Source organism: Tistrella mobilis KA081020-065 (genome assembly GCF_000264455.2).
Lineage (GTDB): Bacteria > Pseudomonadota > Alphaproteobacteria > Tistrellales > Tistrellaceae > Tistrella > Tistrella mobilis.
Map to the genome: position 1 here is coordinate 3,035,380 of NC_017956.1, position 20,063 is coordinate 3,055,442.

Below are 20,063 nucleotides of genomic sequence, written 5' to 3' on the forward strand. Positions count from 1 at the left end.
GCTGTCAAGGTGTTGGCGAAGAAGGGCCGGACAGGTCACCCCGTCCGGCCCGTCGCTTGCGGATCTCCGTCCCCGCGGTCAGGCGGTAGCGAATTTGCCGGCCAGGGCGTCCTCGATCAGGCGGATGGTCTCGGGCCGGCCGTAGAGCTGGATGAACGAGCCCATGCGCGGGCCCTGTTCCTGGCCGAGCAGCACTTCGTAGAGCAGCTTGAACCAGGCGCGCAGGTTCTCGAAGCCATGGGCCTTGCCCACCTCGTAGACCTCGTCCTGGATCGCCTCGGCGGTGGCGTCGGCCGGCAGGTCGCCGAGCCTTGCCGCCAGGGCCTCGATCGCCGCGCGCTCGGCCGCATCCGGCAGCTTGTAGCGCTTCTGCGGCTTCACGAAATCCTGGTAATAGTTCACCGCATAGCCGACCAGCCGGTCCAGATCGGGCTGGGTTTCGGGCGTCGCCTCGGGGGCGTAGCGGGTGATGAAGCCCCACAGCACCGACTTGTCCTCGGCATTGCAGGCGCTGGCCAGGTTGAGCAGCATCGAGAAGCCGACCGGCGGCTCGCCCGCCGGCGGGTTGCCGCCATGGATGTGCCAGGCCGGGTTCTCCAGCGTCTTCGCCGGCTCATCCGCGGCGTGGAAGCCGCGGAGATGGGCATAATAATCGTCCACCGCCCGCGGGATCACATCGAAATACAGCCGCTTGGCGCGCTTGGGCTGCTGGAACATGAACAGCGACAGGCTTTCGGGCGAGCCATAGCGCAGCCAGTCTTCGATGCTGAGCCCGTTACCCTTCGACTTCGAGATCTTCTGGCCCTCGGCATCGAGGAACAGTTCATAGGCAAAGCCGTTCGGCTGGCGGCCGCCCAGGATGCGGGCGATCTTGCCCGACAGCTCGGCCGAGGGGATCAGATCCTTGCCGTACATCTCGTAGTCGACGTCGAGCGCCACCCAGCGCATCGCCCAATCGGCCTTCCACTGCAGTTTGGCCCGGCCACCGGTCACCGGCTGCTCCACCGTCGTGCCGTCCTCGTCCTGGAAGACGATGGTGGCGGCGGCGGCGTCATAAGACAGGATCGGCACCTGCAGCACCCGGCCGGTCGAGGGGCTGACCGGCAGGATCGGGCTGTAGGTCTTCTGCCGTTCCTCGCCCAGCGTCGGCAGCATGACCTTCATGATCTCGTCATAGCGCTCCAGCACCCGGCGCAGCGCATCGTCGAAGGCGCCCGCGCGGTAGCAGTCGGTCGCCGAGCGGAACTCGTAATCGAAGCCGAAAGCGTCGAGGAAGGCGCGCAGCCGGGCGTTGTTGTGGGCGCCGAAGCTCGCATGGGTGCCGAAGGGGTCCGGCACCGCGGTCAGCGGCTTGCCCAGCGCACCGCGCACCAGTTCCTGGTTCGGAATATTGTCCGGAACCTTGCGCAGCCCGTCCATATCGTCGGAAAAGGCGATCAGCTTGGTGGGCATGCCGGTCAGCTGCTCGAAGGCCCGGCGCACCATGGTAGTGCGGGCCACCTCGCCGAAGGTGCCGATATGAGGCAGGCCCGAAGGGCCGTAGCCGGTCTCGAACAGCACATAGCCCTTCGCGGGCAGTTTTCCGTCCAGCCGCTTTGCCAGATCCTGGGCTTCCTTGAACGGCCAGGCCTTGGCCTCGGCCGCGAGACGGCGATCGACGGTCATGATGGGACGCATCCCTGCGAAGGGGTTGATGGATGGGAACGCGGCGAAGGTATGCGCAGCGGCGGCAAGGGTCAATCGAGCCGATCTCATACAAGGCCGGCTTCATCTGCATGGCCGAACTGGTACAAGACGCGAACAACCCCTATAACCTACGGGCACGCCCGCGCGATCGCAGCCATCATCCCTGACGAACGAGCCCCGCGACCGGACCCCGATGCCAGCCCAAGACGACGCCTTCCGGGGTCTCGATCCCGCCCGCACCGACCCGCTGAACGCGCCCGTCCTGGTCGCGCGTCGCGGCCGCGGCTATTGGAGCGCGCGGCCGGGCGAGACCTCGCGGGCGCTGCGTCCCGACCGGGTGGCGACCGCCTGGCACGATCATCAGCCGCTGGTGATCCACAAGCCGGCGACGGCGCGACGGCTGGGGTTGGACCCCGTCCAGCTCGAAGCCTTCGACCTGCTGGAACTTTTCGCCTTCATCAACCCGGCGGAAACCCCGCCGCCCACCGCGCGCGGCCTTGCCGCGGCGCTGGACGTGGAGCTGCCCGGCGCCGATCCCGCGGGCGAGATCGCCTGCATCCGTGCCATCGCCCGCCGGCTGCTCAAGGTCGCCTCGATCAAGCTGCGCCTGCCGGAACCCGCCGCCCTGCTGCACGAGGCGGCGCAGGCCGGCTGGATCTGGGCCCGGCCGCTGATCCAGGCCTCGGGCGCGGTGCCGCCCGCCGACAGCTGGGGGCTGAGGGTCTGGGGACGGCTGCCCGAATGGCAGGAACAGCCGCCCGAAGGCCGTCCCACCCAGCTTGGCGTGCTGCCCGAAGAGGCGGTGCAGCGGCTGGAGCGGCTGACCGGCGCCGGCGCCGAGCCGCGCCCGGAACAGCGCCGCTATGCCATGCATGCCAGCCTGACCTTCGCCGCCCGCCATGAAGGCCAGGGCCCGGCCCTGGTGCTGGCCGAAGCCGGCACCGGCACCGGCAAGACGCTCGGCTATATCGCCCCCTCCAGCCTCTGGGCCGAGAAGAATGGCGGCACGGTCTGGATCAGCACTTATACCAAGAACCTGCAGAAGCAGATCGACGACGAACTCGACCGGCTCTATCCCGATCCGGACGAGAAGGCGCGGCGCGTGGTGGTGCGCAAGGGCCGCGAGAACTATCTCTGCCTGCTGAACTATCAGGAGGCCATGCGCCGCACCGATACCGGCCCCGACCGGGCGGGGCTGGTGCTGACCGCCCGCTGGATCGGCGCCACCCGCGACGGTGCGCTCTATGGCGGCGATTTCCCGGGCTGGTTGTCGGAACTGGTCGGCCGGCGGGCGACGCTGGATCTCACCGATCATCGGGGCGAGTGCATCTATTCCGCCTGCGAGCACTATCGCCGCTGCTTCATCGAACGCGCGCAGCGCCGCTCGCGCCGCGCGCGGATCGTGGTTGCCAATCATGCCCTGGTGATGGTTCAGGCGGCCACCGGCGGCGATGATCAATACGGCCCCGACCGCTTCGTCTTCGACGAGGGCCATCACCTGTTCGACGCGGCCGATGCCGCTTTCGCCGTCGACCTGTCGGGCCGCGAGGGCGAGGAGCTGCGCCGCTGGATCGCCGGCCGCGAGACCCAGCGCCGCAGCCGTGCCCGCGGCCTGCGCGACCGGGTGGGCGATCTGGTCGCCGGCCGCCCGGCTGCGGAAGAGGCGCTGGCCGAGGCGATGCGCGCCGCCCGCGCCCTGCCGGCCGAGGGCTGGCGCCAGCGGCTGGAAGACGGCCTGCCCGAGGGGCCGTTCGAGGTGTTCCTGGCCCGCGCCCGCGGCACCGTGCTTGCCCGTGCCGCCGGCGATGCCGATGCGCCCTATGGGCTGGAGGCGCCGGTCGCCCCGCCGGCCCCCGATTTCATCGTGGCAGCCACAGAGCTTGAAGCCGCACTCCGCCTGCTGGAAGTGCCGCTCGGCCGGCTGTCGGAAGCGCTGGCCGGCATGCTGGATGAAGAGGCCGACACGCTGGAGCCGGGGGACCGGGCGCGGATCGATGCCACCGCCCGGGCGATCAGCCGCCGCGCCGCAGGCCTGGTCAAATCCTGGCGCGAGATGCTGGGTGCGGTGGAAGAGGGCCCGCCCGCCCATCATGTCGACTGGCTGGCGATCGACCGCGCCTTCGGCCGTGATGTCGATGTGGCGCTGAAGCGGCGCTGGATCGACCCGATGCTGCCCTTCGCGCGGGTGTTCGGCGAACGCGCCCGCGGCCTGCTGGTGACATCCGCCACCCTGACCGGCGGACGGCTGCCCGCCCGGGCCAAAGCGACGGCGCCCGACGGCGACGGCGACCCGCCAGCCACGGCGGAAACCCGCGACGGTCTGGACTGGCGGACGGCCTTCACCCGCTCGGGCGCTCGCCACATTCCCGGCACGCCGCAGACGTTGAGCCTGCCCTCGCCCTTCGACTACGGCGCCTCGGCACTGGCCCTGGTGGTGACCGATCTGCGCCGGTCCTCGGCCGACCAGATCTCGGCCGCCTATCGCGAACTGTTTCTGGCGGCAGAGGGCGGCGCGCTCGGCCTGTTCACCGCCGTGCGCCGGCTGCGCGTCGTGCACGACCGGATCGCGGCGGCGCTGGAAGAGGCGGGGGTGTCCCTTTACGCCCAGCATGTCGATCCGCTGGACACCGCCACCCTGGTCGACATCTTCCGCGCCGAGGAAGAAAGCTGCCTGCTGGGCACCGATGCGGTGCGCGACGGCGTCGACGTGCCCGGGCGGTCGCTGCGCCTGCTGGTGGCCGACCGGGTGCCCTGGCCGCGGCCCGACATTCTGCACCGGGCCCGGCGGCTCGCCTTCGGCGGCAGCCATTACGACGACGCCATCGTCCGGCTGCGGCTGCGCCAGGCCTTCGGCCGGCTGATCCGGGCGCGGGAGGATCGCGGCGTCTTCGTGCTGCTGGACGGTGCCCTGCCAACAAGGCTGACCACCGCCTTCCCCGAAGGCGTGACGGTGGAACGGGTCGGCATCGCCGAGGCAATCCGTCGCACCCGTGCCTTTCTGCACCCGCAAGCCGGCCAGGATCGGGACCGGCGGGACGGGGCCGGCTTGCCCCTGCCCGAGGCTTCCGGTAACAATCGGGGACCGGCGGTGCCGGGCACCCGGCAACCGGGCGACCGGCAACAGGACAACCGGCGCCCGGACGACATCTCCGGCTGACGACACCACCTCCTCATCGCATCTCCCGCCCCTCGACGGTTGACGGTAAATGGCTGCTCATCACTCCGCATTGATCCACACCATGGTTCTGATCTCCGCCGCCGATCGCGAGATGACCGATTTCGAGATGAAGGCGATCGGCGACACGGTGCAGGGCCTGCCCGTGTTCCGCGATTTCGACGCGACCACGCTGCCCGCCATCGCATCGGATTGCGTCGGCATGCTCCAGAACGAGGACGGGCTGGATGCCGTTCTCGACCATCTGGCAGCCGACCTGCCGGCGAAGCTGCGCGAGACCGCCTATGCGCTGGCCTGCGAAGTGGCCGCCGCCAACGGCTCGGTCAGCCAGGAGGTGATGCGCCTGCTCGAAATCCTGCGCCATCATCTGAACATCGACCGCCTGATCGCGGCTGCGATCGAGCGCGGCGTCCGCGCCCGCTATGCCCATCTCTGATCGGCAGAGCCGGTGAACGAAACCACCCCGCCCCGACCGTCGCGCGCAAGGCGCAGACCGGCCGCCCCCGCCACCGAAGCGGCGCCACGCAAGCGTGGCCGCAGGGGGGGTGAACGGGCGGCCGCGGCCATGGCTGCGGCCGAGGCGGCGCTGGTCCGCGAACTGACCGATCCGCTGGCCGTGGTCGGTATCGACGAGGCCGGGCGCGGCCCCTGGGCGGGGCCGGTGGTCGCGGCGGCGGTGATCCTGGATCCCGCGCGTCCGATCGAAGGTCTGGCCGACAGCAAGAAGCTGAGCCGCAAAAGGCGCGAAGCCCTGTTCCCGCTGATCATGGAACGCGCCCGGGTCGGCATCGGCGAGGCGTCGGTGCGCGAGATCGACCGGCTGAACATCCTGAAGGCGAGCATGCTGGCCATGCGCCGCGCCTTTGCCGACCTCGATGCCGGCGGCCGGCCGCCGGAACTCGCGATCGTCGACGGCGACCACACCCCCGAACTGCCGGTGCCGACGGTGCCGGTGATCGGCGGCGACGGCCGCTCGGCCGCGATCGGCGCGGCGTCGATCATAGCCAAGGTCACCCGCGACCGGATCATGGCCGAACTGGACCTGATCCATCCGGGCTTCGGCTGGGCGCACAATGCCGGCTATGGCACGGCCGAGCATCTGACCGCGCTGGAACGCCAGGGCACCACCGGCCATCACCGGACCAGTTTCGCGCCGATCGCCCGGCTGATCGCCGGTGCACCGGTGGAGACCGAGCCGGCAGCAGACGAGGTTGCGGCCGAATGAGGCGCCGGCGCAGCGACAGGACGTCCGCTCCATCGCCGGCAGAGCCGGCGCCCATCGACCCGATCGACCCCGACGCCGTGGCCGGCAGCGTGCTTGCCGGCGACTGCATCGAGGTGATGCGCCGCCTGCCTGCGGGATCGGTGGACATGATCTTCGCCGACCCGCCCTATAATCTGCAGCTGGCCGGGCCGCTGCACCGGCCCAACAACAGCCGGGTGGCCGCGGTCGAGGATGCCTGGGACAAATTCCCCGATTTCGCCGCCTATGACGCCTTCACCCATGCCTGGATGGCCGAGGCCCGCCGGGTGCTGAAGCCCCAGGGCACGATCTGGGTGATCGGCAGCTATCACAACATCTTCCGGGTCGGCGCCGCGATCCAGGATCTGGGCTTCTGGATCCTGAACGACGTGATCTGGCGCAAGACCAACCCGATGCCCAATTTCCGCGGCCGGCGCTTCACCAATGCCCATGAGACCCTGATCTGGGCCGCCCGCGACGCCCGCACCCGCTATCGCTTCAACTACAAGGCGCTGAAGCGGCTGAATGACGGGCTGCAGATGCGCAGCGACTGGCTGCTGCCGATCTGTTCGGGCCCCGAGCGGCTGAAGGATGGCGAGGGCCGCAAGGCCCATGCGACCCAGAAGCCCCTGGCCCTGCTCTACCGGGTGCTTCAGGCCGCGACCGCGCCGGGGGATCTGGTGCTGGATCCGTTTTTCGGCACCGGATCGACCGGTGTCGCCGCCAAGGCGCTGGGCCGGCGCTTCATCGGCATCGAGCGCGACCCGGGCTATGTCGACCTGGCGATGCGGCGCCTTGCCGAGGCGCCCGAGACGCCGGACCCGAAGCTGCTGGGCGGCGACGGGGTGGAGCGCGAGCCGCGCATCGCCTTCGGCCTGCTGGTGGAAACCGGCCTGCTGCCGGTGGGCACGAAGCTTTGGGACCGGCAGGCCCGCCATTCGGTCAAGGTCCGCGCCGACGGTCTGGTGGAAACCGGCCGCGGCCGCAACGCCGCCTTCGGCTCCATCCATCAGATGGGGGTAAAGGCCTCGGGCGGCCCCTCCTGCAACGGCTGGACCTTCTGGCACACCCGCGCCCGCAACGGCACGCTGACCCCGATCGATGAACTGCGCCGCCGGCTGCGCGCCGAAATGGCCGAAGAGCCGCTGACCGCCGCGGAAGAGGATGCTGCAGAAGAGAATGCGGCCGGGACCGACATCCCGGCCCCCCTCTCCGTCACGACCTGAGCGTCAGCCGCGATAGCGGCGGGTCAGCGCGTCGGCATGGGTCAGCAGCGCCTGGGCACGGGCATCCAGACCAAGCCTGCCATACACATTCGACAGGGCCCGCAGGGTCGCCGGCACCTCGGGCGTGGCCGCCCGGCGCAGTTCCAGCATCTGCTGGGCCGGCACCAGCCGGTCGGCCCTGATCAGGGCATCCAGATAGACCTGTTCGAACAGGTCGCGCTGAGCATGGCTGCCGCCGATCTCCGTCATCCGCGGCAGGGCCTGGCCCAGGCCGCGGATCGCCGCCTGCCATTCGCCCTTCGCATGGGCCAGCAGGCCGTCCGCGGCCGGAACCGCCACCTCCGCCCAGGCCGGCACCAGGAAGGGCGGCACGGCGCGGGCATGGGCATGGATCGCCAGCCGCAGGGCATCGGCCTTCTCGGTCAACCCGGCGCGGGCCAGACCGTAGAGATATTGCAGGTCCAGGAAGGGCTGGACATGGTCGCCGGTGCGCAGCGCCAGATAGCTGCCGAGATCGGCCCAGCGGTCGCCGACATCGATCCCGGCCAGTTCCAGCCGCATCAGCAATGAGACCGCATTGATCTGGTCCTGGGAATATTCCTTCCACACCCCCCAGACCCGGCCGTCATAGATCGCGAAAATCTCGTCCACCCGGTCGCGATCCAGCAGAAACAGGCAGAGATGCCACCAATTGTGGGTCGACATGAACGAGTTGAGCCCGACCCAGGTCTCGCTCATCTCCTGCATGAAGGCGAGCCCGTCATCGGTGCGGCCGCGGCTGAGGCAGACATGGGCGATGGCATGATGGGCCCAGGGCTCGTCGCGGCGCAGCCGGATCGCCTCGCGCGCTTCCGCCTCCGCCTCGTCGATCAGATGGCACTGTTCCAGCGCGAAGGCGCGCATGCCGTGCAGTTCCGCCACCTCGGGCGCATGGGGCACGGCATGGTCGACGATGCGCAGCATGGTCGGGCTGTCGCCCAGATTGAAGGCGTGATACTGGCCGAGCTTGGCGGCGACCAGATCGCGGGGAAAGCGCGCCACCGTCTCTTCATGCAGACGGATCGCCCGCGGCATGTCGCCCCGGACCCAGGCGCCCACCGCCTCTACCGTCAGCCGCTCGCGCGGGGTGGCATCGCCGGCCGCGGCCTCGGCCCGGGCCAGATAGGGCGTGGCATTGGCGACCGCATCGGGGGTTTCGGCGAACATGTGCAGGGCTGCCGCATAGGCCTGGGCCAGGGCCGAATCATGATCGGCATCCGCCGCCGGCAGCAGGTCGACCGCCTCGGTCCTGTAGCCCAGGAAACCGCCGATGAAAGCGTCGATGCCGTCGATGGTGCCCGACCGGCCGGTGGTCACGGCATTGTCGAGACGGTCGGTCTGTCGGCTGATCGGCATGTCCAGGCATCCCCTGCTGTCGCGCTGCGGCGGGCGGTGACCGGGCCGGATGGCCGTCACCGCCGCCTGCACCAGTCTGGGTGCGCCGGGCCCGGCGGATCAAGGGTTCCGTTTGCCGCAGCCCCCCTGATCCACCGGCCGGGGTCAGAAGGGCAGCCCCTGCTGGCGGCCACCGACACCGGCATGTTCGACCAGCTTGGCCATCACGCTCGGCAGGCCGGCGACGCCCAGATGTTCGGGCTTGCACCAGCGCGGATCGCCCGCCTCCCCCGCTTCGGCCGCATCCAGGGCCGCGGCTTCGGCCCTGGTCATCCGGCGCAGCATCACCCGCGCCTCCAGCCGGAAATGGGTGAAGACATGAACCACCGTGCCCGGCAGCATCCGCCAGCCGGTGGGGCCGAGCGGGGCATGGGCCAGGGCCTCTGCCTCGTCCCAGGGCGCCCCCTCGCGCCAGGGCGTGGCCGGCACTTCGGTCATGGCCCCCAGCAGCCCGCCTTCGGGGCGGGTGCGGATGCGCAGCGCATCGCCGGGCGCCAGGGCCACGAAGGCCACGGCATGGCGCACCGGCCGCTCCCCCTTGGGCAGGCGGGCGGGCAGGTCGTCGGCGATCTCCCGTGCCTCGGCAGCGCATTCGCCGGTCCAGGGGCAGCGATGGCAGGCGGGGCGGCGCGGGGTGCAGAGCGTGGCGCCCAGATCCATCATCGCCTGGGCGAAATCGCCCGGCCGGTAGTCATGGGCGAACTGGGCGGCGCGGGCGCGCAGTTCCGGCTTGGCATCCGGCAGGGGCGTCGTGACGGCATAAAGCCGCGCGGTCACCCGCTCGACATTGCCGTCCACCGGCACGGTCGGCCGGTCGAAGGCGATCGCCGCCACCGCCGCCGCGGTATAGGGGCCGACACCCGGCAGATCCAGCAGCCCAGCCTCGGTATCGGGAAAGCGGCCGCCATGATCCGCTGCCACCGCCTGAGCACAGGCATGAAGGTTGCGCGCGCGGGCGTAGTAGCCGAGCCCCGCCCAGCGCGCCAGCACCTCTTCCCGGGGGGCGGCGGCCAGATCGGTCACCCGCGGCCAGCGGTCCAGGAAGGCGCGGAAATAGGGCCCGGCCGCGGCAACCGTGGTCTGCTGAAGCATGATCTCGGACAGCCAGACGGCGTAAGGATCTGCGGTCTCGCCCGGCGCTGCCCGCCAGGGCAGCACCCGGCGGTTGTGGTCGTACCAGTGCAGCAGCCGCATGCGCAGCCGGTCGCGGCGCGCGGGATCGATCGGCGGCACGGCAGGACCGGCGGCGATCCGGGTCTTGGGCGGGCGGCCTCGGGGCATCGGCGGCGGACATCCTGGCTGAACGAGAGAAGGCCCTGACATAGACCGGAGCAATGCCGGCGGCAAGGCCCGGCTGCGCCTCAACCGCCGCCCCGCGGCGGCGGCAGGGCCTTCAGCTGGCATTCGGCTTCCGCCTGAATCCAGGTCAGGAAATCGCGGATCGGCCGCGCGCCCTCGCGGTCTTCGGGATAGACCACCCAATAGTCGTGGGGGACGTCCAGGCTTTCGGCGAAGGGCCGGACCAGCGCGCCGGTCACCAGTGCATCGACCGCCAGCCCCAGCGGCACGATCGCCGCCCCCATGCCGGCCGCCGCCGCGTCCAGGCACAGAAAGGTCAGGCCATAGCGCGGCCCCCGGCCGCCATCGACGCCCGACAGCCCATGATGGCGCAGGAAATCGGTCCAGCCCGGATCGACGAAACTGCCGGCCGGGTCGATCTCGTCATGCAGCAGGGTAACGCGGGCCAGATCCGCCGGGCTGCGCAGCCGCGCAGCCATCGCCGGCGCGCAAACCACCACCATCCGCCCGGGCAGGATCCGGTGCGCCACCAGCCCCGGATAGCGGCCACCGCCATAGCGGATCGCGACATCGACGCCGTCGCGATTGAAATCAGCCAGCGTCGAGGCGGCAAGCAGGCTGACCTGGCGGCCGCCGAGCGCCGCGGTCAGCCGCTCCATCCGCGGCAGCAGCCAGCGGCCGGCAAAACTCGCCAGCGTCGAGACGGTCAGGCCGAATTCGGAGGTGACCTCCTGCACCCGCCGGATTTCGGTTTCCAGCTGGTCGAACTGGTCGGTCAGCGCCGGCTGCAGGCGGCGGGCATATTCGGTCATCTCCACCCCACGCGCATGGCGGGCGAAGAGCGGCCGGCCCAGCCAGTCTTCAAGCTGGCGGACCTGCTGGCTGACGGCCGCAGCCGTGACGCCCAGCTCTTCGGCCGCGCGGGAGAAGCCGCCAAGGCGCGCGGCGGCCTCGAAATGACGCAGCGCCAGCAAGGGCGGCAACCGGCGACGGCGAAGCGGCGGCTGGCTCACGCAGGTGGATCCCGTCCTGGAGGGCGAGCCGTCGGGTCCGGGTCCTGCCCGACCCAGGCTCAGCCTGATTGAGGCTATGGGCGAGAAAGGCTCCGTCGCGGCCGGGGCCGGCTCGCCGTAGTCTCAGGACCGTATCATGAACTCCGGAGACGAACCATGTCCCCCTCCCCGTCGGCCCCCTGCATGGACCGGCGGCGCGCCGTCTTTCCGTCGGTGGCACCGCTGTCTGCGGCCCTGATCTCCCTTGTCCGGCACATCGACCGCCTGGTGCGGAGCGACCGTCCCGGCCGGATTCCGGCCGCCGAACGCCAGGCCTATGGCCTCGGCGATCCGTATTGCGAACCGCCCCGTCCCTGCTGGCCCTTCTGAAACCGGATCCATCCGCCGCCCCCAACGGAAAGCCATGCCGATGCCACTGACTGCCCCGGCCACCACCCTGCTCGCCCATGCCGGCACCACGCTTCAGCCGGCCGAACCGGCGCGGGCCGCCCTGGTGCTGGTCGCCGTGCAGGAGGAATATCGCAACGGCCGGCTGCCGCTGGTGGGGGTGGATGCAGCGCTGGATGAAATCTGCCGCCTGCTGCACCGCATGCGCCGGCTGGAGGTGCCGGTGATCCACCTCCGGCACCTCGATCGGCCCGGCGGCGGGCTGTTCGATCCGGGCGGAACCGGGGCGCTGATCATCCCGGCCGCCGGCCCCCGCGACGGCGAAATCGTGATCGACAAATCCCTGCCCGACGGTTTCACCGGCACTGATCTGGCGGCGCGGCTGCGGGCAGAGGGCCGCGACCAACCGGTCTTTGCCGGCTTCATGACCCATCTCTGCATCTCCAGCACCGCCCGCGCCGCCCTGCATCTGGGCTTTGCGCCAACCGTGGTCGGCCGCGCCTCGGCCACCCGCGACCTGCCGGCCGCGGCGGGTGAGACCGAGCCGGTCCCGGCCGAAATCCTGCATCGCGCAACGCTCGCGGCCCTCGCCGACCGCTTCGCGGCGGTGGTGCCGGATGCCGGCGCCTGGGGCGGCTGACCCCGTCGTTCAAAAAATCTCCGCAGGCTGTCGATTGCGGCCCGACCGGTTCGTCGTCATGTCAGGGGGCAACGGAGCCTTCATCGACAACGGAGATAAGACGATGCGTGTCATGGTTCTGGTAAAGGCAACGGCCGACAGCGAAGCGGGCATCATGCCCTCGGTCGATCTGTTCGAGGCGATGGGCCGCTTCAATGAAGAGCTGGTCGCGGCCGGCATCATGCTGTCGGGCGACGGCCTGAAGCCTTCCGCCCAGGGCAAGCGCGTGGCATTCGACGGCCCTGCCCGCAGCGTGATCGACGGCCCCTTCGCCGAGACCCGCGAGCTGGTCGCCGGCTTCTGGATCTGGGAGGTGAAGGACATGGCCGAGGCGGTCGAATGGGCGAAGCGCTGCCCCAACCCGATGCCCGGCCCCAGCGAGCTCGAAATCCGGCCCTTCTACGAGATGGCCGATTTCGCCGATGTCCTGACCCCCGAGGTGGCGGCGATCCACGACCGGGTCCGCGATGACCTTGCCGGACACTGACCCCGACGCGGCGGTCCGCCGCGCGGTCGAAACCGTGTTCCGGATGGAGCGGGCCCGCCTGATCGGTGGGCTCGCCCGGATGCTGCGCGACATCGATCTGGCGGAGGACCTGGCGCAGGAGGCCCTGCTTGCCGCCCTGGCCGACTGGCCGCGCAGCGGTATTCCCGTCCGGCCCGGCGCCTGGCTGATGGCGACGGCGAAGCGTCGGGCGATCGACCGCTTCCGCCACCGGCGGATGCAGGCGCGCAAGCTCGCCGAACTCGGCCACGCGCCCGAGGATGACGGCGCGGCACAGGTGACGGCGGCAGAGGCGGCGATGGATGATGACCTCGGCGACGAAATCCTGGGCCTCATCTTCGCCGCCTGCCACCCGCTGCTGACGGCCGAGGCCCGGGTGGCGCTGACCCTGCGCCTGATCGGCGGGCTTACCACCGACGAAATCGCCCGCGCCTTTCTGGCGAAAGACGCCACCATCGCCCAGCGGATCCTGCGGGCGAAGAAGACACTGGGGCGCGCCGGTCTCGCCTGGGAGATCCCCGAGGGCGACGCCCTGAAGCCCCGGCTCGCCTCGGTGCTGGAGGTGATCTATCTGGTCTTCAACGAGGGCTATGCCGCCACCGCCGGCGACGATCTGATCCGCCCGGCGCTTGCCGACGAAGCCCGACGGCTGGGGCGGATCCTGGCCGCGGCGATGCCTGCCGAGGCGGAGATCCACGGGCTGTGCGCGCTGATGGATCTGCAGGCCTCGCGCTTCGCGGCCCGGGTCGGCCCTGACGGCCTGCCGGTGCCCCTGACCGATCAGAACCGCCGGCTCTGGGACCGGACGCTGATCCGCCAGGGACTGGATGCTCTCCGCCGCACCGAAGCTTCGGGCGGTGCCGACGGCCCCTATGCCCTGCAGGCGGCCCTGGCCGCCTGCCATGCCCGCGCGGGCCGGGCGGAAGACACCGACTGGCCGCGGATCGCCGGGCTCTATGACCGGCTGGCCGTGGTTATGCCCTCGCCGGTGGTAGAGGTGAACCGGGCGGTCGCCCATGGCGTGGCCTTCGGGCCTGCGGCGGGGCTCACCCTGCTGGCACCGCTCGACGGGCTACCGGCGCTTGCCGGCTATGCGCCCCTGCAGGCGGCGATCGGCGACATGCTCGCCCGGGCTGGCCAGCCGGGGGAAGCGCAGGCGCGGTTCACCCGCGCCGCATCCCTTGCCAGCCATCCCAGGGAGCGGGATTTCCTGCTGGCGCGCGCCGCCGCCTGCGTCGTCTGACGATGCGGTTCGCCTTCCGGCCCGCACGGGGCTAGAATGGGCGCCGAACCCCGCCAGCCGCCGGAGCCCCGATGGCAGAGACCGCCGCCGATACCGCCCCCGAGCGCCGCCGCGCCGCCAGCCGCCGCGCAGCGCGGCCCGCTGGCCCGCGCAAAGAGGGGGAGGCCGAGCGGATCCGGGCGGAACGCCGGCTGGCGGATCTGGTGCCCGGGCTTCTGGACCGCGATCTCAGGCGCCGGGGCTTCATGGCCGGGCGCATCGTCACCGACTGGCCGCAGATCATCGGCCGGCCGCTCGACCGGGTGACCATGCCGCTGGAACTGAAATTCCCGCCCGGGCGCCGCGCCGGCGGCACGCTGATCGTGAAGGTCGCCGGCCCCTTCGCGACCGAGATCCAGATGCTGAGCCATCTGGTGATCGAGCGGGTGAACGCCTATTTCGGCTATGGCGCAGTGGAGCGGCTGCGCATCCAGCAGGGGCCGATCCCCGCCCCCCAGACCCGCCCCCATCCAGTGGTCCGGCCGCTGCCGCCCGCGGAAGAACGCCGGCTGGGCCAGCTGGTCGCCACCGTGCCCGATGCCGATCTGGCCGCGCGGCTGGAACGGCTGGGCCGGGCGGTCTATGACAAGGCGGCCCGCCGACGTGCCTGATGCGGTTGCGCCCTGTGGGGTTCCGCACCGTCATGCACCGGCTGCGGCCCGCCGCCGCAGGATCGAGACTGGTTTGCAGCGCCGTCCCGCACTAAACTCCGGTCGCGCGGCGGGTCTCGCCGCCGACGCATCAGCGATTTCCACCCGTATTTCCAGTTGTTAGGGAGCTTCGTCGTCCGGTGCGCAATCTGACCTATGGCCTGATCGGCATCGCCGCCGTCGCCGTCGTCGGCCTCGGTGCCTGGCAGTTCGCCCTGAAGGACGAAGCCCCGACACCGACAGCGGCGCCGGCCGCCCAGCACGGCCAGGCCAGCCAGAGCCCCGCCACGGGCGGCAATGCCGCAGCCCAGCTCGCCCAGGCGATGCCCGGCGATCATGTGATCGGCGACCCGGCGGCGCCGGTCACGATCATCGAGTATTCCTCGCTGACCTGCCCGCATTGCGCCGCCTTCCATGCCGGCACCCTGCCCGAGCTGAAGACCCGCTATATCGACACCGGCAAGGCCAAGCTGGTTCTGCGCCACTTCCCGCTGAACGAGCCGGCGCTGGTCGCGGCCAAGCTGGCGGAATGCGTGCAGCCCGAACGCTATGCCGGTTTCGTCGACGTGCTGTTCCGCTCGCAGGCCGAATGGGCCGTGATGCAGGATCCGACCGAGGGGCTGAAGCGTTATGGCCGCCTTGCCGGCCTCAGCGATGATCAGATGCAGGCCTGCCTGACCGACGGTGCCATCGAGGAGAAGATCCTGAACCAGCGCCTTGAAGGCTCGCGGGTCTTCGAGATCAACAGCACGCCGACCTTCATCGTCAATGGCGAGAAGGTGGTGGGCGACCAGCCGATCGATGCCTTCGCCAAGGTGATCGACGACAAACTGCCGTAAACCGGCAGACCACCGCGCTTCGCGCCGATGCAATTCGTCCGGCTGGTCCTGAGCGGGTTCAAATCCTTCGCCGATCCGACCACGGTCGAGATCGCGCCGGGGATGACCGGCGTGGTGGGTCCGAACGGCTGCGGCAAATCCAACCTCACCGAAGCGCTGCGCTGGGTGATGGGCGAGGCGTCCGCCCGCACCCTGCGCGGCACCGAGATGGACGACGTGATCTTCGCCGGGGCCGAAGGCCGTGGCCGGCGCAACCTCGCCGAAGTCACCCTCGTCCTCGACAACGACGACGGCCGGGCGCCGCCGCCCTGGACCGAAGCCGAGACCATCGAGGTCCGCCGCCGGATCGAACGCGGCCAGGGCACGCAATACCGGGTGAACGGCCGCCCGGCCCGCGCCCGCGACGTCCAGATCCTGTTCGCCGATGCGGCCAGCGGGGCCCGGTCCACCGCCATCGTCGGCCAGGGGCAGATCGGTCAGATCATCTCGGCCCGCGCCTCTGACCGCCGTGCGATCCTGGAAGAGGCGGCCGGTATCGGCGGGCTGCATGCCCGCCGCCGCGAGGCCGAACAGCGGCTCGGCGCCGCCGAGGCCAATCTCACCCGGCTCGACGACATCATCGCTACCCTGGCCGAGCGGGTGACGGCGCTGCGCCAGCAGGCGCGCGAAGCCCGGCGTTACGGCCGGCTGTCGCAGCGCCTGCGCCTGGCCCAGGCCGAGTTGATGCTGGCCCGGCGGATCGCCCTGGTGGAACGCCGGGCACGCGCCGCCGAGCGCGAGGCCATGGCCGAGGCCGGGCTTGCCCAGGCCACCGCCACAGCCGAGCGCGCCGCCCGCGCCTCTGCCGCGGCCGGTGCTGCGGCGGAGGCCGCCCGCGCCGCACTCGACGCCCCCAGAACCGCCCGCGATCTCGCCCAGGCCGATGGCGCCCGGATCGCCGCCGAGCGCGCCCGGATCGACACGCTGGCCCAGGAACTGGCCCGCGCCCGCCTTGCCCTGGACGAGGACCGCGAGGCCGCCACGCGCGAGGCCGGGCTGGCGGAGGCGGAAGCCGGCCGGCTTGCCGCCGAGGCGGAGACGCTGCAGGCCGAAGCCGGCCGGGCGGCCGAGGCGGCCGCCGCCGACGACGCCGCCGCCGCAGAAGCCGAGGCCGCCCTGGCCCGCGCCGAGGCCGGACACGCAGAGGCCCAGGCCGCGCGCAGTGCCGCCGAAGCGGCCGCCGCCGCCGCGGCACGCGACCTTGCGGCCCTGGCCCGCGACCGCGACCGGTTGCAGGAAGCGGCCCGCCTGGCCGCCCGCGAGCTGGAGGATCTGCGCCGCCGGCTGGACGACCGCCGCCGACTGGACGAGGCCGAAACCCGCCTGGGCCGGATGGAGGCCGAAGCCGCCCGCGCCGCAGCGGCGCGCGATGCGGCCGAGGCGGCGCTTGCCGCGGCCGACACGGCGCTCGGCGCCGCCGAAGCCGCCCGCGACCCGGCGGTTTCCGCCGCAGCCGAGGCCGGCCAGGTGCTGGGCGCCCGCAAACGCGCCCTGGACGAGGCCCGCGCCGCGGCAGAGGCCGCCCGGCGCCGCGCGCGGGAGATCGAGGCCCGGCTGACGGCCGCGACCGCCCGGCGCGACCAGGCGCAGGCCGCCCTGACGGCCCTGCCCGACCCGGCCGGACGTGCCGCCGCCGCGGCGGAAGCCGGACAACGCGCAGCCAGGGCGGCAGAGGCGCAAACCGCGGCCGACGCCGCCGAAGCGGAAGCCGAGGCCGGATTTGCCGCGGCCGAAACCCGGCTGCGCGAGGCCCGCCGCCTGCGGGCAGAGGCCGAGGCGACCCGCGCGGCGCTCGGCGCCGAGGCCGCCTCTCTCGACCGGCTGATCGCGGCCGAAGCCGCGGGTGGACCAGGGGAAAGACCCGTCTCGGCAAGCCTGACGCTCGACGACACCCATGCCGCCGCCCTGGCCGCGGCACTCGGCGACGGGCTCGGCGCCGGGCTGGATGCGGCGGCGCGGCGCCATTGGGTGGCGGGCAGCACGCCGCCCGCCATGCCCCCGGCGATCATCGATGCCGGCGCCCGGCCGCTGCTGGAGCTGGTGCGGGGGCCCGAGGTGCTGACGCCCGCCCTCGCCGCCTGCTGGCTGGTGGCGGATGCCGCGACCGCGCAGAGGCTCGCGCCCCTGCTGCCCGCCGGGGCGGCGCTGGTGACGCCCGATGGCGGGCTGTGGCGCTGGGACGGCTATCGCCGCCGGGGCGGGGCGGCCGAGGATGCCGGCACCGCCGATCTGCGCCGCCGGGCGCGCCGCCGGCAGCTGGAGACCGAGATCGCCGCGGCCGATGCGGCACAGGCGGCGGCCGCAACCGCCGGCGACGCCGCAGCCGCGGACCAGACGGCCGCACTCGCCCGGCGCGATGCCGCGCGCAAGGCGGCGGCCGAGGCACGGCGTCAGGCAATGGCGGCCGCCGATGCCGCCGCCCGGGCCGACAGCGCCGCCCGGGATGCCGCGGCCCGCATGGCGCTTGCCCGCGAGACGCTCGCCGCCGCCGAAGAGCACCTGGCGGATGCGGCCGCCGCGGCCCGCAGCCTCGCCGACGCGGTCGATCCGGAAGCCGCCATCGATCCGGCGCGGGCCGCGGTTGAACAGGCCACGGCCGAAGAGGCCCGCGCCCGGGCGGCCCTGGCCGCGGCCGACCGGGCCTTGGCCGAGGCCCGCCGGGGCCGCGCCGAGGCCGACCAGGCCCTGCGTGCGGCGGATGGCCGGCTGCGCCAGCTCGACCGCCAGACCGCCGAGGCGCGCGGCCAGCTCGACCGGGTGGAGGCTGAACGCAAGGCCCTGGCGCGGCGTCTGGAACAGGCCGAAGCCGCCGCCGCCCGCGCCGATGAAGAGGCCCGGACGGCCGTTGCCCGCCATGACGCGCTTGCCGACCGCCTCGCCGCCGATCCGGCGGTGGACGAGGCCCGTGCCGCCGTGACCCGCGCCGAGGCCGCGCTGGCGCCGCTCCGCGCGGCCCGTGACGAGATCGCCCGCCGCCGGGCGGGCCATGCGGCGGAGATTCAGGCGCTCGCGCGCCGGCGCGAGGGGCTTTCTGCCGATAGGGCGCGGGCGGCGGAGCGCGCGCGGGCCGCCCTGGACCGCCGTGCGGCCCTGGACCGGCGCGCCGCCGAGATCGACCGGCGCGCGCAGGAGATTGCCGGGCAGCCCGAGGCGCTGGAGGCGGCGGCCCGCGCCGCCGAAGCCGCGCTTGCCGAGGCCACGGCCCGGCTGGAGGCCGCGACCGAAACCCTGCGTCAGGCCGAAGCTGCACGGGCCGCCGCCGCCGCCGAGGAACGCGCCGCCGAACAGAAGCTCGCCGAGGCGCGCGAGGCCGGCACCCGGGCCGGCGGCCAGCGCGACCAGGTCCGCGAGGCCTGGAACGCCTTCGTCGCCGATCTGCGCGAACGGCTCAATCTGGGCCCCGATGCGCTGGAGGATGCGGTGCGCGCCGAGCGCCGCGCCATAGGCGAGGCCGGCGAGGACGAAGATGATGGCGGGTCCGACGACGGAGAGCCAGAACTGCCGCTCGCGCCGCCGCCCCCCGTGGCGGAGACGGGGCCGCGCTTCGTGGCGCCGGTGCTGCCATCGGCCGAAGAACCGGTGCTTGTCCGCCGGGTGGCCGATCTCACCCGCAGGCGCGAGGCGCTGGGCGCCGTCAACCTTCGGGCGGCCGAGGAATATGCCGCGGCCAGGGCCGCCCATGATGCGACGCTCGCCGAGCGCGAGGATGTCCAGGGCGCCATCGACCGGCTGCGCCGGGCGATCGCCGACATCAACCGCGACGGCCGCGCCCGGCTGCTTGCCGCCTTCGAAGAGGTGGATGCCGCCTTCGGCCGCCTGTTCGAACGGCTCTATGGCGGCGGCCGTGCCCGGCTGGAGCTGGTGGAGAAGGATGATCCGCTGGATGCCGGGCTCGAAATCCTGGCGAGCCCGCCGGGCAAGAAGCTTCAGTCTCTGGGCCTGCTCTCGGGCGGCGAGCAGGCGCTGACCGCGCTGGCCCTGCTCTTCGCCGTCTTCCTGTCCAACCCGGCACCGATCTGCGTGCTGGACGAGGTCGACGCGCCGCTGGACGACGCCAATGTCGACCGCTTCCTGTCGCTGGTAGAAGAAATCGCCGCCGCCGGCCGCACCCGCTTCCTGGTCGTCACCCACCATCGCATGACCATGGCCCGGATGGACCGGCTCTACGGCGTCACCATGGTCGACCGCGGCGTCAGCCGCCTGGTCTCGGTGGATCTGACCGAAGCGGAACGGATGGTGGATTGAGCGGGGTCAGCCGACCCGAAGGCTGGGGATCGGCTGATCTCACCTTGTCGTCAAGGCTGCTTCCGCGCATGTCCAGGCTCGCGCAGAACCTCCGCCGCGCGTGCCAGGACCCTTTCGCGAACAGCAGGGTGCAGAGTCCGATAGCGGGAACCGTCGGCGCGGTCGACTACCACAAACGCTCCGTGGATGCGCCGGAGTTCGGAGAACTGCCGCCGTGCCGCCGTCGTCTTCACCAGAGACGCACGAGCGGCCGCGACCGCACATGCCATGACATCAGCCCGCAAGCTGCGTCGGAATGCGCCATCGAACCCGCGGACCAGCACGAAGAGTGACTGGAACGGCTGCTTTCCACCGCCGCTTG

15 protein-coding genes are annotated in these 20,063 nt (G+C 72.1%); 11 read left to right on the forward strand and 4 right to left on the reverse strand.

Annotated elements, in window-relative coordinates; genetic code table 11:
• Positions 1-78: 78 nt before the first annotated feature.
• Positions 79-1,665, reverse strand: coding sequence for a lysine--tRNA ligase (locus TMO_RS13830; protein ID WP_041606371.1), 1,587 nt, complete (start codon positions 1,663-1,665; stop codon positions 79-81).
• Positions 1,666-1,879: 214 nt separating this feature from the next.
• Between TMO_RS13830 and TMO_RS13835 the strand changes: the two genes are divergently transcribed.
• The 4 genes from TMO_RS13835 to TMO_RS13850 all read left to right on the forward strand — a co-directional run bounded on the left by TMO_RS13835 (position 1,880) and on the right by TMO_RS13850 (position 7,330).
• Complete coding sequence (locus TMO_RS13835) at positions 1,880-4,843, forward strand: ATP-dependent DNA helicase (RefSeq protein ID WP_014746259.1); 2,964 nt, start codon at positions 1,880-1,882, stop codon at positions 4,841-4,843.
• Between the two features lie 82 nt (positions 4,844-4,925).
• A complete protein-coding gene (locus tag TMO_RS13840; RefSeq protein WP_014746260.1) occupies positions 4,926-5,297 on the forward strand; it encodes a tellurite resistance TerB family protein in 372 nt (123 codons plus the stop codon).
• Between the two features lie 129 nt (positions 5,298-5,426).
• Positions 5,427-6,086 carry a ribonuclease HII gene (locus TMO_RS13845; RefSeq protein WP_014746261.1) on the forward strand — a complete coding sequence of 220 codons (660 nt, stop codon included), beginning with the start codon at positions 5,427-5,429 and terminating at the stop codon, positions 6,084-6,086.
• Positions 6,083-7,330, forward strand: coding sequence for a site-specific DNA-methyltransferase (locus tag TMO_RS13850; RefSeq protein WP_014746262.1), 1,248 nt, complete (start codon positions 6,083-6,085; stop codon positions 7,328-7,330). Before TMO_RS13845 ends, TMO_RS13850 begins: the two co-directional genes overlap by 4 nt.
• A 3-nt stretch (positions 7,331-7,333) precedes the next feature.
• Here TMO_RS13850 and TMO_RS13855 read toward each other — a convergent pair whose 3' ends face one another.
• The 3 genes from TMO_RS13855 to TMO_RS13865 all read right to left on the reverse strand — a co-directional run bounded on the left by TMO_RS13855 (position 7,334) and on the right by TMO_RS13865 (position 11,076).
• Positions 7,334-8,725, reverse strand: coding sequence for a tetratricopeptide repeat protein (locus TMO_RS13855; RefSeq protein WP_014746263.1), 1,392 nt, complete (start codon positions 8,723-8,725; stop codon positions 7,334-7,336).
• A gap of 144 nt (positions 8,726-8,869) precedes the next feature.
• Entirely contained in the window at positions 8,870-10,045 is a 1,176-nt protein-coding gene (locus TMO_RS13860) for an A/G-specific adenine glycosylase (RefSeq protein ID WP_014746264.1), read from the reverse strand.
• Positions 10,046-10,125: 80 nt separating this feature from the next.
• Positions 10,126-11,076, reverse strand: coding sequence for a LysR substrate-binding domain-containing protein (locus TMO_RS13865; RefSeq protein WP_014746265.1), 951 nt, complete (start codon positions 11,074-11,076; stop codon positions 10,126-10,128).
• A gap of 156 nt (positions 11,077-11,232) precedes the next feature.
• On the opposite strand from TMO_RS13865, the gene TMO_RS13870 reads away from it, so the two are divergent.
• From TMO_RS13870 to TMO_RS13900, 7 genes are all read left to right on the forward strand, one after another.
• Entirely contained in the window at positions 11,233-11,445 is a 213-nt protein-coding gene (locus tag TMO_RS13870) for a hypothetical protein (protein ID WP_014746266.1), read from the forward strand.
• A 40-nt stretch (positions 11,446-11,485) separates the two neighbouring features.
• Positions 11,486-12,103 carry a cysteine hydrolase family protein gene (locus TMO_RS13875; protein WP_041606382.1) on the forward strand — a complete coding sequence of 206 codons (618 nt, stop codon included), beginning with the start codon at positions 11,486-11,488 and terminating at the stop codon, positions 12,101-12,103.
• 103 nt (positions 12,104-12,206) lie between these two features.
• Entirely contained in the window at positions 12,207-12,629 is a 423-nt protein-coding gene (locus TMO_RS13880) for a YciI family protein (RefSeq protein WP_014746268.1), read from the forward strand.
• Positions 12,610-13,890, forward strand: a complete 1,281-nt coding sequence (locus tag TMO_RS13885) for an RNA polymerase sigma factor (protein WP_014746269.1) — start codon at positions 12,610-12,612, stop codon at positions 13,888-13,890. The genes TMO_RS13880 and TMO_RS13885 overlap by 20 nt, the downstream gene beginning before the upstream one ends.
• A 71-nt stretch (positions 13,891-13,961) precedes the next feature.
• Positions 13,962-14,540, forward strand: coding sequence for a DUF721 domain-containing protein (locus TMO_RS13890; RefSeq protein WP_014746270.1), 579 nt, complete (start codon positions 13,962-13,964; stop codon positions 14,538-14,540).
• A 179-nt stretch (positions 14,541-14,719) separates the two neighbouring features.
• Entirely contained in the window at positions 14,720-15,418 is a 699-nt protein-coding gene (locus TMO_RS13895) for a DsbA family protein (protein WP_014746271.1), read from the forward strand.
• A 27-nt stretch (positions 15,419-15,445) separates the two neighbouring features.
• A complete protein-coding gene (locus tag TMO_RS13900) occupies positions 15,446-19,702 on the forward strand; it encodes an AAA family ATPase (protein WP_014746272.1) in 4,257 nt (1,418 codons plus the stop codon).
• Positions 19,703-20,063: the final 361 nt, after the last annotated feature.

Bases quoted from the DNA above. Each gene is read 5' to 3' on its own strand.
- TMO_RS13830 (WP_041606371.1), bottom strand. From the start codon at position 1,665: ATGACCGTCGATCGCCGTCTCGCGGCCGAGGCCAAGGCCTGGCCGTTC.
- TMO_RS13835 (WP_014746259.1), top strand. From the start codon at position 1,880: ATGCCAGCCCAAGACGACGCCTTCCGGGGTCTCGATCCCGCCCGCACC.
- TMO_RS13840 (WP_014746260.1), top strand. From the start codon at position 4,926: ATGGTTCTGATCTCCGCCGCCGATCGCGAGATGACCGATTTCGAGATG.
- TMO_RS13845 (WP_014746261.1), top strand. From the start codon at position 5,427: ATGGCTGCGGCCGAGGCGGCGCTGGTCCGCGAACTGACCGATCCGCTG.
- TMO_RS13850 (WP_014746262.1), top strand. From the start codon at position 6,083: ATGAGGCGCCGGCGCAGCGACAGGACGTCCGCTCCATCGCCGGCAGAG.
- TMO_RS13855 (WP_014746263.1), bottom strand. From the start codon at position 8,725: ATGCCGATCAGCCGACAGACCGACCGTCTCGACAATGCCGTGACCACC.
- TMO_RS13860 (WP_014746264.1), bottom strand. From the start codon at position 10,045: ATGCCCCGAGGCCGCCCGCCCAAGACCCGGATCGCCGCCGGTCCTGCC.
- TMO_RS13870 (WP_014746266.1), top strand. From the start codon at position 11,233: ATGTCCCCCTCCCCGTCGGCCCCCTGCATGGACCGGCGGCGCGCCGTC.
- TMO_RS13875 (WP_041606382.1), top strand. From the start codon at position 11,486: ATGCCACTGACTGCCCCGGCCACCACCCTGCTCGCCCATGCCGGCACC.
- TMO_RS13880 (WP_014746268.1), top strand. From the start codon at position 12,207: ATGCGTGTCATGGTTCTGGTAAAGGCAACGGCCGACAGCGAAGCGGGC.
- TMO_RS13885 (WP_014746269.1), top strand. From the start codon at position 12,610: ATGACCTTGCCGGACACTGACCCCGACGCGGCGGTCCGCCGCGCGGTC.
- TMO_RS13890 (WP_014746270.1), top strand. From the start codon at position 13,962: ATGGCAGAGACCGCCGCCGATACCGCCCCCGAGCGCCGCCGCGCCGCC.
- TMO_RS13900 (WP_014746272.1), top strand. From the start codon at position 15,446: ATGCAATTCGTCCGGCTGGTCCTGAGCGGGTTCAAATCCTTCGCCGAT.